The sequence below is a fragment of the Candidatus Scalindua japonica genome (assembly GCF_002443295.1).
Lineage (GTDB): Bacteria > Planctomycetota > Brocadiia > Brocadiales > Scalinduaceae > Scalindua > Scalindua japonica.
In genome coordinates this window covers 1-16,164 of record NZ_BAOS01000003.1, presented here as the reverse complement: position 1 = coordinate 16,164, position 16,164 = coordinate 1, and the positions used below count along the sequence as shown (strand labels likewise).

Genomic DNA, 16,164 nt, shown 5'->3' with positions numbered 1-16,164 from the left:
AATCCATCAAAAGCTTATATTATAGAAAGATGTAAAAGCCAGGTGGGTTCGCTTCGCGTAATCCACCATTTCAAAACCTGTTATACTATCGCAGAAAACAATATACTTTTATATTATATGAAAGGGTGACTATTGTGAAAAAAGTCAGATTTATGGACACATCATTCAGAGATGGATTTCAGTCTGTTTATGGCGCGCGTGTGCTTACTCAGGATTTTATGCCGGCAGTAGAGGCGTCCGCGGAAGCTGGGATTAAGCATATGGAAGCCGGTGGCGGCGCCAGATTTCAATCTCTTTTCTTTTATTGTAACGAATCAGCATTTCACATGATGGATACTTTCAGGAAGTTTGCAGGTCCTGACGCGAATCTCCAGACTCTTGCCAGGGGTATAAATGTAGTAGCCCTGTCTCAGGCTCCCAAAGATATTATAAACCTTCATGCCGTCCTCTTTAAGAAGCACGGAATGACTACTATCCGCAATTTCGATGCACTCAACGATATTCAAAACCTCGAATATTCAGGTAAGTGTATAACTGACGCGGGACTCCATCATCAAGTGTGCATAACTCTGATGGACCTCCCGGAAGAGTGTGAAGAAGCGCACACATCCACGTTTTACCTTCAACGCCTGAGAGCGATTCTGGACTCAGGACTTCCTTTTGATTCGGTTTGTTTTAAAGATGCGAGCGGAACAGCCAACCCACAGAAGGTGTATGACACATTTAAAGGAGCACGGGAAATTCTCGGAGAAGACGCGTTAATATGGTTCCACACACATGACACTGCGGGTGTAAGTGTAGCGTGTAACCTGGCGGCAATTGAAGGAGCGGCGACTAAAGACAACAACCTTGGTATTGACCTCGCAAAGAGCCCCGTATGCGGAGGAACATGTCAACCTGACATCATTTCAATGTGGCATGCCCTTAAGGGTAAAGAGTGGACGATTGATGTAGACATTATGAAAATTGTGGAAGCAGAAAAGATTTTTGAAGAGTGTATGAAGGATTATTTTATACCAATTGAGGCAAAACAGGTATCTCCAATAATCCCTCTTTCTCCAATGCCGGGAGGTGCTTTAACAGCAAACACCATGATGATGCGTGATACGGGAACGCTTCATCTCTATCCGGAAGTAATAAGAGAGATGACTGAAGTCGTCAAAAAGGGTGGCTTTGCCACATCGGTTACTCCGGTATCACAGTTCTATTTCCAGCAGGCATATGCTAATGTAACGCAGGGCAAATGGAAAAAGATTACAGATGGTTATGGTAATATGATACTCGGTTATTTTGGACGCACACCTTCAAGCCCTGATCCTGAAATTGTTAAAATTGCGGAGGAACAGTTGGGTAAAAAGCCATTTGACGGTCATCCGCTTGAAATACTTGAACCTGGTATCCCGCAAGCCACAAAAACCCTTCAAGAAAACAGCCTTGAGGTAAATGACGAAAATATCTTTATAGCGTATGCATGCGGTGAAAAAGGGATAGAGTTCCTTAAGGGAAACATGAAGGAAAATATAAGAAAAATAACTCCTGAAGCGGAAGCCAAAGCACCTTCAACCGCAAAGACTAAAAGCACGGATAGTACCGGCAATTACACCGTTACCGTTGACGGCAAATCATTTAACGTTACTGTGGCTGAAGGTACCGGTGTTGTTCAGACAATCGTGCCAACTGGACCCGCGATTGCTATTAAAGGCGAGCCGATTGTTGCCAGTATGCCGGGTTCCGTTATGCGCGTTGAAACAAATGTGGGCGATACGGTAAAGGAAGGTGAAGAAATTCTCGTCCTTGAAGCGATGAAAATGGAATCTCCTGTTAAAGCTCCAAAAGATTGTAGGATTATTGCAATAGAAGTAGCAGTTGGTGACAATGTGAAGAATGGTGACACGCTTGCTATGATAGAATAGAGAGACGTGCAAAAGGGCCTTCATTTTGCTTCACCACATTCAGAATGACATCTCAACGTGTCACTCTGAGAGAGGAACGACCGAAGAACCTCGTCTTTTGAAAAAACTATATAATTTAACATTGATTTAAGAGTCATATATTTTACGAAATGAATATTTTACATAAACGAATAGCCTTCATTTTGCTTATCTCATTTTTTGCGTTTACCTGCACATTAAGCGCACAGGAGTATTCAGCTACTTCCCAAAATACGGTGACAGTAAAAATACCATCTAAATCGATGCTTCTGAAAGTATCAATAAAAAATGGTGCGGAGCTAAAAGTAGGTGACAATGTCAGAGAAGGTGATTTTCTTGCCCTCATTGTGGATAAAGGTCATAACAAGATTACTATTACTTCCGGTGTTTCGGGTAACGTTTCCTATATCAACAAAGATCTTTATAAGAAGTTTACCCCTTTAGATGCAGGAGCGTCTCTCCTTAAGATTAAAAAGCAGGATATCGTAGTCCACTCTACAGAAGTGAAGAAGATTGAAGATAAATTATCCTTTAAAACGGTATTCAGTAATTTGTTGAAAAGCACTGGTTTGTACGCTATGATCTCTGACAATTCCGCAAATTGGACTGAAGGTATCGGCAAGTTGCTGATGATCAGTGTAGGTTTGCTTCTGATTTATCTGGGAATTGCGAGAGGGTTTGAACCTCTGCTTCTTATACCTATTGGCATGGGCGCGGTGCTTTCAAATATCCCACTTGCCTTCATTAACGACGAAGGCGGGATCATTCGATATGTCTATGATTCCGGTATAAAGACGGGAATCTTTCCACTGATTATATTTATGGGTGTCGGAGCGATGACTGACTTTGGGCCACTACTTGCCAACCCTCGCACTACACTGCTTGGCGCGGCCGCGCAGTTCGGTATCTTTACAACCCTTATCGGGGCAATAATACTTACCAAACTTGTTCCCGGCATAGACTTCTCACTAAAAGATGCTTCATCCATTGCGATAATCGGAGGTGCTGACGGGCCTACGTCTATCTTCCTTGCCTCCAAGCTGAGCCCGAGACTGTTAGGTTCAATAGCGGTTGCCGCATACTCTTATATGGCCCTGGTGCCAATTATTCAACCGCCTATCATGAAGCTGTTAACTACTGAAGATGAACGCAAGATCAAGATGAAACAGCTTAGATATGTATCACATCGCGAGAAGATAATCTTCCCGATTGTTGTTATTGTACTCACAGCACTGCTTCTTCCATCCGCAGCGCCGCTTATAGGTTTCCTTATGTTTGGTAATCTTATGCGGGAGTCTCTGGTAGTCAAACGGTTGAGTGATACGACTCAGAACGCGCTGATCAATATTGTAACAATATTCCTGGGACTGGGTGTCGGAAGTAAGTTGTCTGCAGATAAATTTCTCAACATGGAAACTCTAGGTATTATTGTTCTGGGTTTGTTTGCTTTCTCATTCGGAACTGCTGCCGGTGTGATCATGGCAAAAATTATGAATATATTCTCATCGAAGAATAAAATCAATCCGCTGATTGGATCTGCAGGGGTTTCGGCAGTACCTATGGCAGCAAGAGTGTCTAATAAAATTGGACTGGATGAAGACCCTCACAATTTTCTTCTAATGCACGCAATGGGACCAAATGTGGCAGGCGTGATTGGCTCTGCAGTTGCGGCCGGTATACTTCTCGCAGTGTTCATGTAACGCTACTCTCTGTCCTTATATTTTTCATGACAATCATCACATGTTTTCTGTAATTTCTCATATTCAATATTCATCTTGACCATCTCTCTTGATTCACACGCCGCTACTACCGCAAGGGCTTGAAAATGGAAGGCGGTATCTAAAAGCACAAAATCCTTTGGCAAATCTACCTTCCTCATCCCTGTAAAGATCAATGGTGATGTGTTTTTCAACATCAATGCATATTTGGATATGTCGTCCCAGCTCTGAATTTCAATTGACTCTGTCAGTGCGTCGTAGTATTCATCAAGTGATTTCATATGCATCCTGAATTTGGTTACATTTTCATAAATATTATTCTCCTTCTCTTCCTCATGAATCAATACATTCATCTCTTGTTTATTTAAATCTAACCCCTCGTCCGAAATCTCACCCCTATACTCAAACTTGTCCCTGGATAAGATAAAAAGCGGTATCAATAATATTATTAACGGCACAATAAGCCAATGTGGTTTCATGATTTTCCCAACCTTAAAGCTAACATTATACTCGGTTATAATTACTCAATTTTTTAATTAGTTCACCAATATCAGGGGCATTTTCATATTCATCCGTATAGACCATTTTAAACCCTTTGCCCCCCCACAGGCTCCATACCTGATCATTTCTATAATCAAAAACAACATCTACTTTTTGATAATTTTTTTTATAAAGCACCTTTATTTGAGATAGTTCAACTCCATGTTCTGTAAGTTTGCGAATGATATTCTTAAAACTGTCATCATGAGTTGCCATAAGACCAATCCGCAACTGTGATTTCTCACATTGGAGAATATCATACCTACAGATACCGCTCATAACTCTTTCCACAAAGTCAGTATAGCTGTCTCTTAATAACAACCTGGTGAGAAACCCGACGTTCCTGTATGACCCATCTGTGGGGGTAATATGGAGCAGATATCCAAATTTGCCAGGATAGCCAATAGTCATTGCAGTACATGTCGCAATACCTTCGGTATAAAGCGATTGGCCGTTTTTACTCTTTTGAAACTCCTTAAAATCAACCTTAACAGAACTGTTTTTCTGTTTCCACTCCTTTCCAAATACCTTTTGTATATCATTCTGATAAGAATATTTTGACAGATAATCAGTAACTTTGTTAAAAAGCTCCTTTTCCCTGCTCAGATAGATTTCTGTAATAACTTCATCTTCATCTATTTCTGCTACGATAATCCATTCCGTCCCTTCATAATCAAACTGCTCATAAGAGCTGAAAACTCTTTTATCGCGATAATCTTTGATTATCTTGTTCCCTCTCTTCTCCAATATGGCGTTCCTTACGGCCTCAGTATCGATCTGTTTGGTTAATATTGTGTTATCTTCAACAAACCTGGATTGTGTTATCATTAACTGATTGTAATTTACTAAATACACTTCACCTGTTCTTCCCAGGCCCTGCCTTTCTGTTAATATGCAATTGATATCGTTAATCGGCAGTTGCAATACAATATAGCCTTGTATCTTGTCTGCTTTAAGCACAGGAGTGATAAAAAAAGAAGCCGGTTCATCCGAAATAGAGTAATACTCATAATCAACAAACTCTGTCTCTCTGGTTTGTATCTTTCGTATCTTTTCAAATAATGAAACGCCATTAAAGCGTTCTTCATGTATGTTACCCAGGAAGTCATCTTCCTTCTTGACAGAAAAGAAAACATCTCCCTCTGCATCTATAAAGAGAAGATCATAAAACTTATCTAATTCAATCACAAAAAGCTTGTTAACCACACTTTCTATTATGGCATATTCTATACCTCCATATCCATGATTACTGTATAGATAAAGAAGTTTCTTGAAATAATCTTTAATATCGCTGTTCTGACACACCTTGATCCCTCTCTCTTTCTGCTGGTCTAAATACCTTATTACTTTCGCTTTTTTTTTGTTTCTGATATTTTCTAATTTAGAGAAGGTAGCCTCCTTCGGATTGTAATTAAAATATATATGTTCAAAATAAAAGAAAAAGGATATGGCAACAATTAACAAGAGAGAAAGCACACCTATTATTACCATTCTCCAGTAAGAAAAATTACTATCCATAGACACTCCACTTCTAAAAATGGTTCTCAATATCAATTAATCATAACATTATACAAATTTTTACCTGGACATTTAACCTTAATATTTAGTCAGCATCATCCGGTTAGCTTTTTGCGTATTGCAAATTAATGCTCCAAAACTGTCATTCCCGCCCGGCTCCACCGTTCGCCAAAAAACAAGTAGGGTGCATTCTATGCACCACTAACAACGTTGGATACAGCAATGGTGTTATATATTAAACAAATACTTGATTATGCTGTCATGTTTTTGGTGCGTAAAACGCACCCTACGATTTTTTTTCCGGATGTAGAATGTTTTTGGTGGGCAGTGCCCACCCTACAGCGACTATCATTATCTTTTGTTTTATTTTTGGCAATTTTATTTTTCGTATTTTTTCTATCCGTCCTTCTTGCCCGGCCAGCCGTTCGCCAGCCCTACAACCAGCCCGACAATGTCATTCTGGCGGGTGTCATTCTGGCGGGTGTCATTCTGGTGGAGACAGGCACCTATTCGGGCAGGCATGCTCCCCGCTTAAAGCTTGCGAGGAAAAGCTTAAGCGGGAATCCAGATTGGACGCGTCACATAGATACCCGATAAATAAAGGAATTCCTGCCCAAATAGGTACAGGCGGGCGGGTATGACAAAAGCGGTATACGCAAAAACCTAACCGGATGTCGCTGATATTTAGTAAAAATCTATCCCCGGGTATTGTGTTTATTCTGTTATCTCAATCTAATCTAAAGAAAAACCAAGCTCATTCATTGCTTGTCGAACATGCTGATCCTCTATATTATAATCATTCTCTTTTTCACGAATTTTCTGAGCCCTGGCGATGACTTCTGCTTCATTTGATCCGGGAGGCAAAGCTGTTTTCCACGTCATCAATTCCAGCTTTATTCCGTTAGGATCGTAAAAATAGAGGGAGCACTCGTATCCCCGATCAATTGGCCCCTTAAATTTGATTCTGTTCCGGTCCAACACATCCATAGCTTCTTCAATTGGCATATCTAAATTAAATGCTAAATGCTGCATTGAACCGAGCCCTTCACTTCCTTTGCTCAGCTCAATTTCGGAGTCATCATTGGGTATGAAGAAAGCGACAAAAGCACCGTTACCAGCAGAAAAGAATAGATGAGTCAATTTCGGGTCCACAAGATTCGGCTGGCGCAGCACTAATTTCATCCCTAATACTTCAGTATAAAAATGGATCGTCTCATCAAGATTCCTCCCATAGAGAGCCGGATGGTTAATACCTTTTGTCCTGATTTGCATGTTTACCCCCTTTTGCTTATTTTACAATAATAAGTTCAGACACATAGTTTATTGAACATCTCTTTCCAGTCAGTATAATCAATTACATGATTTTTACCGTACTTAAATGCATACCTTTTCATGCAGGTTGTTACATAGCAAATTTCTATTTAATCTGATATACTCTTTTAAACAACAAATAGCAACGAAATATATTATGTCTATATTTAACATATCTGAAAAAAAGGAAAAAGCCCTCCTTGACAGAATGCGGGAACTGAATGTCAGTGAAAATGATCTTGAAGAACGATTTATTCGTTCCTCAGGGCCTGGAGGACAGAAAGTAAACAAAACATCGTCCTGTGTATGCCTTCGTCACATCCCAACAGATATTACTGTTAAATACCAGAGAGAGCGGTCTCAAGCTCTCAATAGATTTTTCGCGCGCCGTACACTCTTAGATCAGATAGAGCGTTTACAGAATGGATTTACCAGAGAAGAGAAAAAACGCATTGAGAAGATCAGGAGACAAAAGAGAAAAAACAGAAAACGTGCAAAAGAGAAATCTGCTCCAGTTAAACCTGATCAAGAAAAACAAGAAAAAGCAGATGAGATATAAGAAAGGCAACCCACCGTTAATCACCGTTACATTGACATTCACTGGTGTTTAATTATAATGCTATTAGTAGACAGCTAATTTGCAAAGCTTACAACAGATAAGTCAATTTCAAGAGACCATTCTAAACATTTAGAGGGAGTAGTTTTTTTTCATCATGAAAAGTACAATTGGAGACAAATCCGCCAAAAAGAGACGAAGCACAAAAATCAAAAAAAACCAGAAAAAGAGACCTATTAAATTAAAGGTGTCAAAGACACATAAACCAGAGGATATTGGACTGGAAGAGTGGCAACGGCTTCTCAGAAAACAGTTTGCAGAACAGCAGAAATTCAAACTGAAAAATGCAGGCAACCATTCCATATTTTCTGAGTTTCTAGTAACAAATCCGGAAACTGAAAAAACATATAAGATTTCAATTCGTGGAGACAAGCCAAGTGATAATTTCTGCTCATGCCCTGATTATAGTATTAACAACCTTGGCACATGTAAACACATCGAATTTACCCTATTTAAGCTAAAGAAAAAAAGAGGCGCTAAAAAAGCTTTTGCAGAAACACATGCTCTCCCATTTTCTGAAATATACCTGCATTATGGGCTCAAGCGTGAGATAAGGTTACGTCAAGGAAAAGATATTCCATCAAGCCTGTCGAAGTTAATGAAAAAATTTTTTAACACGTACAATGTGCTGAAAGATGAGCAAATTCTCAATTTTCCTCAACTGTTTAATGCTATTCCTAAAAACAATAAACATGAAGTACGATGCTATGATGATGTCATGTCTTTTGTGGCCGAACACCAGGATACCGCACACAGAGAAAACGTTATCAAAAAAAAGCTAAAGCAAGGGATTAAAAGCCCTTTATTCAAAAATATATTAAAAACAGAGTTATATCCATACCAGAAGGAAGGTGCTTTGTTTGCGGTTAAGGCAGGGAGATGCTTAATTGGCGACGATATGGGTTTGGGAAAGACAATCCAGGCGCTTACTGCAGCCGAGTTGATGGCAAAGCTCTTTAATATCAAAAAAGTATTAATAGTTTCTCCAACGTCATTAAAACATCAGTGGAATGGAGAGATAGAAAAATTCTGTAATAGGACTTCCTGTGTAATTGAAGGACTCAACCATCACAGACGACAGTTATATCTTAATGAGTCCTTCTACAAACTTGTTAATTATGAGCTTATCTTCAGAGATATTGAATATATAAGGAATTGGTCTCCGGACCTTATCATCCTCGATGAAGCCCAGAGAATAAAGAACTGGAAGACACGGACCGCAAAATATGTAAAACAGTTGGATTCAACATTTGCTATAGTACTTACCGGAACACCCATTGAAAACAAAATTGAAGAGCTGCACTCTATCATGGAGCTTATTGACAGACACCATCTTGGCCCACTATACCGGTTCGTCCAGATGCACAGGATAGTAGATGAGGGAGGCAAAGTTATTGGATATAAGGACCTTAAATCTATCAGGAATTCATTGGGTAATGTGCTGATAAGAAGAAAAAAAGATGAAGTATTAAAACAACTTCCGGAACGGATTGACAAGAACTTCTTTGTTCCAATGACAAAAGAGCAGTACGTTATCCATGATGAAAATTATGATATTGTGGTTAGATTGGTGGCAAAGTGGCGACGTTATAAATTTCTGTGTGAAGCAGACCAGAGACGGTTACTGATTGCTCTTAATTTTATGCGTATGGCAGCAGACAATACCTATCTGATTGATAAAAAGACTATTCATGGCCCAAAGATTGATGAACTTGAAGTCATTCTAAAAGAACTTATTATTGATGGCAATGAAAAAGCCGTTATCTTCAGCCAGTGGCTTAGAATGACTGAATTAGTTGAACATGTTCTTGCAAGAAACGGCATTAAATACGTGCATCTGAACGGGAATGTCCCCTCAAAGCAGAGAAAGGAACTGATGACCCAGTTTAAGGAAGACCCTGAGTGCATGGTTTTCTTGTCGACTGATGCTGGAGGGGTCGGTTTAAACCTGCAGAGTGGTTCTATTGTGATCAACATGGACATTCCCTGGAACCCCGCAATCCTGGAACAGAGAATTGGACGCGTACACAGACTGGGTCAGAAAAGAAGCGTACGTGTAATAAACTTCATCTCATCTGAGTCTATTGAAGCAAGGATATTGGAACTCTTAAAGTTTAAAAAGTCACTTTTTGCCGGAGTGCTCGATTCCGAAGGAGAAGACGTAGTAATGGTTGGAGAATCACAGGTAAGCAGATTTGTAAAAACAGTAGAAACCGTAACAGAAACATTGGAAAAATCTGACCCTGCTATTGAAAAACAGGAAAAACGGGAAGAAGAGAGTGATGAAATAGCCGCGGAGTTAAAAGAAAAAAATGAAGAACCTGCCAAAAAAACTGCCCCCCCTACCGAAACCGGAGTTGAAAAATCTGAACAGTTGAGTAACCTTCTGAAAGCTGGCGCTCAACTTTTAACTAATCTCAGTAATGCTATTGAGGTACCGGTAGATACTAAAAGCAAAAAGAGAGGTGCCTTGATTGAAAGTGATGAAAAGACGGGACAGAAATATCTGAAGATCCCTCTTCCAGAAAAAGACGTGCTACAAAATATTTTTTCCTCATTAGGAGAGTTAATCTCAAAGCAGTGATTTTAGAGGAAACAGAGATTGGCTCAACATAAGGTTATCACAAGTCATCAACGGTTTATAACGATCTGTTATAATATTACTATCAAAAATTGGCATTCTGGAGAGGCACGTTTATAAAACGGGCCATACAACATTTATACAAAATTGTATATTCTTGCAATATAAGCAGTTAAAATGTAATTTCCGATATAATTAAATTACCTATTTACCAAACAATTGTATCAAATGTGGTAGTATTGCAAGAGAGCCTATTCCACCCAAAGGTGTTAACACTGCAATGAGCAGATGGTTACGACCAAGCGGTGTAAACGCTCCATCTTTTAAATCCTTGATATCGTTAATCATGCATTCTATGTACTTTGTTTTTCGTTCGGTCAACTTCGATATATCGTCATTAATCAACCTTTGTTCGTTCCTCATTTTCTTACGATCATTCTTTTTTATAGATGGAATTTGAATACCCATTAATTGTAACCTAATTTGGTAAAGACGGGTTATTGTCTGTTTACGAATATTATTTGCAGAATAGAATAGTATAAATGAGTAGTAGATTCCTATGCAAATTGAAGTACCGATAACAAATATTAATGGAATTGGCCACGTCCAACAATCGAAAAACTGGTTTCGGGAAATCAAAAGGATCGCAAAAACAATAAAAGAATAAAGTATCATTTTCCCAATCGCTTCAGTTCTTTTAGCTATAACCCAGATTTTTGAATATTCTGCTTGAATTTTTTCAGTCAGATTCGTATCATATTTTTGCAGACATGAGCTAACTTCTTTCTGACAATCATTATCTTTCCTGACACATTTACCCTTACCAATAATTTTACGGATAGAACAACTTTTATCATTATTCGATACAAAATTGTCTTTATGTGAATCATCTATGTCAGAAAAGAAATTTCTACAATAATAGACTCTATTAAATACAAACCATGCGAGGAGACTCATAAGCAACAAACTGAACCCCAGTATAAAGCTATCCGTATAAAAGCTTAAGCTTCCACGAAAAGGGACAGGAGGCCATCCAAATATAATCAAGACTACAAGTACTACACATAAATAGACTAATGCAAAAAATACGGCATAGCCCATACATTTCTTAACACCACCCTCTTTAATTCTGTACTTATGCCATGCAACTGAGATGTCATCAGCATTTCTTTGGCTATAATGATTATCTATGACACCTTCACTGTGGATAAAATTATAATTGGATAATAAAATAAAGTATATTGCGAGAACCCCACAAAATAAACGAATCAATACAGCAGGCCAAATACTGATGCCATCTAAAAATGTCAGAGGTTCACCCTCTCCGCACCGGAAATCTAAATAAATAATAGACGATAGAGCTATAAAGGAAATCAAACATGGAATGGATAAAACAAATGACCAGAAAACTCTTTCTTTTTTAATTCCCTCGAATGTTAATTTGTTAAAGTTCTCGATAACTTTACTAAACATTTGCAAAACTCTTATTTGTTTATTTCCCTCGAATGTTAATTTGTTAAAGTTCTTGATAACCTTACTAAACATTTGCAATATTTTTATCTTTAAAGAATTATTATGGTTTAAAGCTGGTAACTGTTTCTTTTTTTTGTATAAATCGGATACTAAATATTTAATCTCCTTTAATTTTATAGAAATTAAAACCATAAACATGAGACATGGAAAAACAACCGTAAGAAAAATATACAACCAAAATCCCCTATTGAATACTTTACTTTGCCATTGTACATAATGTTTGGGATGCAAAGGAACAGCCTGATCCTCTTTCAGATTCGAAAATGGAGTTAAATCATAAGGCCCATTTCTTCCAATTTCAAATATTCTTGGAAGAATGTTATGTGGTTTCTCTCTCTCCAGGTTAATGTCTCTGATACCCAATACTTGCAAAGTTGCTGCAAACAGTGAACTCTGATAACTGTAGCGAAACGGAGGAATATCCTTTTGCAATTCCGGATGTAATTGAAGGCCGTAACTTGAAGCTACGATAAGATTTCGTGTCCACTTTAACTCGGTCTCGTGAAAAAGACGTGCATCCAGATCGTTAGTAAAGAATATAGCATTTGGATATTCAGGACGCAAAGCCCTAAAGATCAGAAGTTTATCATAAATATCACCACCCAACACACCGATTGCGCGAATTTCAGCATTATAATTCGACGTCATTGACTCAGTCTCTTCATAACCACTAAACGGTAATCGCCTAATCCTTTTTACCAGACGGCGTATATAGTCGTACTGGGCTTTACCCAAAGGTTGTTTAAACTCTGGTTTGTAATAACCTTTATGAGATCTGTTTTCTTTTTGTAATATTTTGTCTGGTTTATCCACAACAGGATTAATTGAATCCCCTTCATCACCAGGCAATATTCCATCTATTCCATACATATAAGCCAATCTATGAATCCGCTTCGGAAACAATCTTTTATCAATCAATTTTTTCTTTCTCTTTGAAGATTTCATACGGTATTTTTCAATGGACAGAGCAAATGACATTGGCAAAGCCCTGCCATAAAAGGAGTCCCACTCACCGATAAGCACTATATGATCAGTTCCCTCATTGGACATATCTACACCTCTTTTGCGTAACTCCACTACCAATGAATCCGTCAGACACCGATCTATATGGATCGTTCTATTAAAAGAGATATCTGCTGATGATAAAACATCTAAATAATTATTTTTAGACTTTAAACTCTTTGACAAAATATTAGGAAAAAGTTGATTCAAAGCAGCAATATTAAACCATACAATTTTCTTTTTTTCTAAATCTGTTAAATCAGACTCTGCTTTCTCTAAATTTCCAGCTTTATCAAACAATCCGATAATATCATCATACGCCTCTTTTATTTCAAGTATTTCAATACCATTTCCAGCAATTACTTCTTTATAAAATGCTAAATTATCCTTAATATTATTAAACGCTTTTACTATATTCTGTTTCGTTTCAAATCCTAATTCGTTTGTATTTTTTTCTTTTTAATATTTTCTAACTGATCGGCATTCAGTTTAGATTCCAATATTTTCATTCCTCTATTAAGAGTATTATTTTCTATTTTATTTGAACCTTTTTTAATCTTGTCTAATAATGACTCCCAGTCAATATTACCTTCTAAAATTAAAGAAGGATCTCTCATAATTTCCACGATCTCTTGAGATCCTCCCACTTTTTTTTCTCGAAAATCGCTATTAGACATAAAAAATGGTTCAGCAGTTGACCAGGGAGAGTACATATGCATAGTTTTACCCTTTTGTTCATAAAGTTGCTTTAAGATTGCCACATTGAATCGTTCAATATCCCATTTTTGAGGATTTGTCAAATCATCTTTTTCTATTAACAGTTTTCCCGATTTATCTAATATTTTATCAGCTTTAAGTTTTTTAAATTTATCTTGTATCGAAGACTTATGCATAATACTCGTATTATCAATTTCATCCTTGTTGTTCTTATAAAATGACAAGTCGTCCTTAATTTCATTAAATGCATCTAGGATATTATTCTTCATCTTATCGTCTAATTGATTTACATCATCAATGTTTTTTATCTTTTCATACGGGTAATAATTCAATTTAGATATAAGCAGTTCTCTCCTTAATACTTTTTTGTCATTCTTGATAAATTTCAATAAGTGTTTCCAATTTGAGATATCACAACTTGTCATGAACAATGAGCCTTTTTCCGCTTCAGATAACATTTTTTCAAGCAGTGTGGAATTGGTAGGGCCAATAATCTTAAAACATAGCTCATCATCTTCTTTGCATTTAAATAAATTAAATAAATAATCATGCAGATATTTTAATTGGCAGATTATTTCATCATTAAAATACCTCTCACTTAACCAGATAACTAATATGCTTTTGTATTCAGTTAATTTTTTATTCTGTTTTCCCACAAAACTTGTAACCATAAAAGGGTCTGGGACAAACCACTCAAAAGGAATAAAGGCATCCTGATCATAACGTGACCAATCATCCTTATATTTTTCCCTCAGATATAGTTCTCTGAACTCTTTGAGATTAAAGGCCCCAATATGAGATGCATTTTTTGACTTATACCCTGCTGTGTGAAGTGCTGAAAGCAGAGCGTACCGGCTACGCAACCTCACTTCAGAATCTTCAGCACTATTACCTGACCCGGTAAATACCGGTAAAATTAATAATGGACTTTCCTTGAAACCTAACGGTTGAGGGTTATTAACAGCTATTCTCTCTTCCTTTTTTTGTCTCTTTATATATTGATCAACCGTCTGCAAAGGATCTTGCCACATACGGGACAACACTCTTTCATCACCAAATTGTGTTTCCACATTTCTTCTATTATGTGAAGGACGCATTGAATCCATAGGCGCAATGTATTTGACCACACCTCCAGCTATGAAAACAGATATTAGCAGGAGGGCAGGAAGTGGAAGTGAAGATTTACTCTCTTTTTTCTCATCCATAATAATTTTTTAATGGTAAAGTTTACTTTAAGTTTAATGATTAACGTAAATTATCCTTTTGTTTATCATGTAAACAGATCAGTATCAACGGCATACGCGGGATCTTCTTCTACGGGTTTCTTCTTTTTAGGGAAATTCATTTTTTTCTTCAGTTAAAACAGCTTATTCCCTTTTCTCAGCCAGTTTTTCAGTGCCGTAACAAATGCATCGTCTTTCTTAACAGCAAAATCGATAGCTTTTACAGGATCATCCTCTTTCTATTCGATTAAGTCGAAAATATCACCAAGCATTATTAACACACTCCCTTTACCATAGGAAGAGGAGAGTTCATTTTAAACTTTTGTAAATACATCTTCCTTTGAGGGTGTAAAATCAGCAGCAGGTCATCCGTCTCCAACGTGTAAGTCTGACAGGAATATTTTCACTTTTTCTTTTATCATATTTGAATTCCTTAATTTTTTTGTACCTGGTAGTTTAAAATAATATCAACATGGATTTATTATCTTACCATTCCTTCTGTCAAACTTTTTTCAATTTTATTAACCAAATCAGCAAACTTTGTATCATCCGTTTTATCTACTTTATTGAGGTCCCAAATATGGACCGGATCGTCTGCAGTACCATTAACATATTTGTCTATTTCAGTTTCACGTTTAGTAAACGGTGGAAACTTGGCATTATTTCCTCCAATGATGTCTACCACATCACCACTGAATGCCAAAATACTGTTTTTTGAAGTGCTGGTAATAGAATCTAATTCTAAATCTGCTAATTTGTAAAAACTAACATCTTTACTTTCAAACACTTCTTCAAGTTTCCTCTTATTGTTCTCATAGCAAACCGGGATCAATCCTTTGCCCGCCCTTGCTGGTTCCGTCAATGATGGAAGCATCTTCCCCGGATCAACAACATAATTTCCCCATACCGGATATGGAGCATGAGATCCCAATGCGACGGCTACAACCGGATGGAACTTACCCATTTTCTCATTTTTAACAATTGCAACATCTTTCCACTTCAGTTTAACTCGTCCTGTAGACCATGCCTGCTCCTCACCGTTGTCCTTCCTTTTTAATGTTATTGTCTGACCCGGGAGATGTGCGCCATATAATACCGAATCTGGTTGAGGTTCGATTTTCGGATTATTCCTGTCCCAGTTAAAAACGATACTGATACTTTCACGGTCAAAAACATGAGACGCTATTTTAAACCGTTGTCCATCTTTTTCAGTCTTAGGATCATATGCATAAAGAAAGTGATAATTAATTACAACTTCATCCCTTTTTTGATTCGGGTTAAAGAAACATGAATAATAAACAGTTATGTTATCTGCATTTCCAACCCTCTTTTCTATTGCGTTTCTCATTTCATTATTAGCAGTTGCAACATCGCTAACTTTCAATGTATCCAGTTCACCGAGATTGTCACCATTAAACGGAAGTACTTTGCCAATATCATTAATAGGAATATCTTCAATGTTTTCCCTGACAAC

The 16,164-nt window shown here is 37.5% G+C and carries 11 protein-coding genes; 5 read left to right on the top strand and 6 right to left on the bottom strand.

What is annotated here, in order from left to right; genetic code table 11:
* Window positions 1-134: 134 nt before the first annotated feature.
* Together SCALIN_RS01435 and SCALIN_RS01430 are read left to right on the top strand one after the other, a co-directional pair.
* Window positions 135-1,913, top strand: a complete 1,779-nt coding sequence (locus SCALIN_RS01435; RefSeq protein WP_203415298.1) for a biotin/lipoyl-containing protein — start codon at window positions 135-137, stop codon at window positions 1,911-1,913.
* Between the two features lie 596 nt (window positions 1,914-2,509).
* A complete protein-coding gene (locus SCALIN_RS01430; RefSeq protein ID WP_420885409.1) occupies window positions 2,510-3,631 on the top strand; it encodes a sodium ion-translocating decarboxylase subunit beta in 1,122 nt (373 codons plus the stop codon).
* A gap of 2 nt (window positions 3,632-3,633) precedes the next feature.
* On the opposite strand, the gene SCALIN_RS01425 is transcribed toward SCALIN_RS01430, so the two are convergent.
* Window positions 3,634-4,128: a hypothetical protein gene (locus tag SCALIN_RS01425; protein WP_096892488.1), complete on the bottom strand. Its 495-nt coding sequence runs from the start codon at window positions 4,126-4,128 to the stop codon at window positions 3,634-3,636.
* Window positions 4,129-4,153: 25 nt separating this feature from the next.
* Window positions 4,154-5,707: a cache domain-containing protein gene (locus tag SCALIN_RS01420; RefSeq protein WP_096892487.1), complete on the bottom strand. Its 1,554-nt coding sequence runs from the start codon at window positions 5,705-5,707 to the stop codon at window positions 4,154-4,156.
* 222 nt (window positions 5,708-5,929) lie between these two features.
* On the opposite strand from SCALIN_RS01420, the gene SCALIN_RS21555 reads away from it, so the two are divergent.
* On the top strand, window positions 5,930-6,304 hold the full coding sequence (locus SCALIN_RS21555) for a hypothetical protein (protein ID WP_133111597.1): 375 nt from the start codon (window positions 5,930-5,932) through the stop codon (window positions 6,302-6,304).
* Window positions 6,305-6,439: 135 nt separating this feature from the next.
* Here SCALIN_RS21555 and SCALIN_RS01415 read toward each other — a convergent pair whose 3' ends face one another.
* Window positions 6,440-6,979: a VOC family protein gene (locus tag SCALIN_RS01415; protein WP_096892486.1), complete on the bottom strand. Its 540-nt coding sequence runs from the start codon at window positions 6,977-6,979 to the stop codon at window positions 6,440-6,442.
* Window positions 6,980-7,175: 196 nt separating this feature from the next.
* Here SCALIN_RS01415 and SCALIN_RS01410 point away from each other — a divergent pair, with 196 nt between their 5' ends.
* Complete coding sequence (locus SCALIN_RS01410; RefSeq protein WP_096892485.1) at window positions 7,176-7,577, top strand: peptide chain release factor family protein; 402 nt, start codon at window positions 7,176-7,178, stop codon at window positions 7,575-7,577.
* Window positions 7,578-7,731: 154 nt separating this feature from the next.
* Complete coding sequence (locus tag SCALIN_RS01405; protein ID WP_096892484.1) at window positions 7,732-10,218, top strand: DEAD/DEAH box helicase; 2,487 nt, start codon at window positions 7,732-7,734, stop codon at window positions 10,216-10,218.
* Window positions 10,219-10,419: 201 nt separating this feature from the next.
* Here SCALIN_RS01405 and SCALIN_RS01400 read toward each other — a convergent pair whose 3' ends face one another.
* The 3 genes from SCALIN_RS01400 to SCALIN_RS21895 all read right to left on the bottom strand — a co-directional run.
* Entirely contained in the window at window positions 10,420-13,050 is a 2,631-nt protein-coding gene (locus SCALIN_RS01400) for a hypothetical protein (RefSeq protein ID WP_096892483.1), read from the bottom strand.
* Between the two features lie 134 nt (window positions 13,051-13,184).
* Window positions 13,185-14,672: a hypothetical protein gene (locus tag SCALIN_RS01395; RefSeq protein WP_096892482.1), complete on the bottom strand. Its 1,488-nt coding sequence runs from the start codon at window positions 14,670-14,672 to the stop codon at window positions 13,185-13,187.
* A gap of 499 nt (window positions 14,673-15,171) precedes the next feature.
* On the bottom strand, window positions 15,172-16,164 hold a 993-nt coding region (locus SCALIN_RS21895), incomplete at its 5' end, for a hypothetical protein (protein ID WP_162532102.1).